Source organism: Mesorhizobium sp. M5C.F.Ca.ET.164.01.1.1 (assembly GCF_004792125.1).
Taxonomy (GTDB): Bacteria; Pseudomonadota; Alphaproteobacteria; order Rhizobiales; family Rhizobiaceae; genus Mesorhizobium; species Mesorhizobium wenxiniae.
In genome coordinates, this window is sequence record NZ_SRTG01000201.1 from 1 (window position 1) to 377 (window position 377).

At 59.2% G+C, this 377-nt stretch carries 1 pseudogene; it reads left to right on the forward strand.

The window, feature by feature from the left end:
- Positions 1–5: 5 nt before the first annotated feature.
- Positions 6–377: pseudogene (locus tag EN807_RS35950) on the forward strand (hypothetical protein); the annotation flags it as partial.

Consider the following 377-nt stretch of genomic DNA (forward strand, 5'->3'; position numbering starts at 1 on the left):
CAGCCATGCCTGAAAGTCGGCAATACGCTCTGGCCAAGCTGCTCGACGCGATCAAAAACGCCGGGAAGCGAAATGGATTGCCGATCGACGCGGTCGCAGAAATCTGCAGGGAATTTGAAGAGCGTCGCGTTTTGCAGACGGGTCCTCACCTGCTGCTCCTGATAGACCCGGAGGCTTACTACACTCACATCCTTAGCCTCGTGGGCCTCTCGGCGCATGGCTGCTCTACCTACCTGTCCTATGCCGTTTCCACGGTGAGCCTCGTTGAAAGGGCTCGCAAGGGCCCGGGCTGGCTCACAATTGATCAGACGCCGATCAACGTCTTCGGCCTCACCCGAAGCCGCATGATCGGGTACAGCCTTCTGACTGGGCCTGGA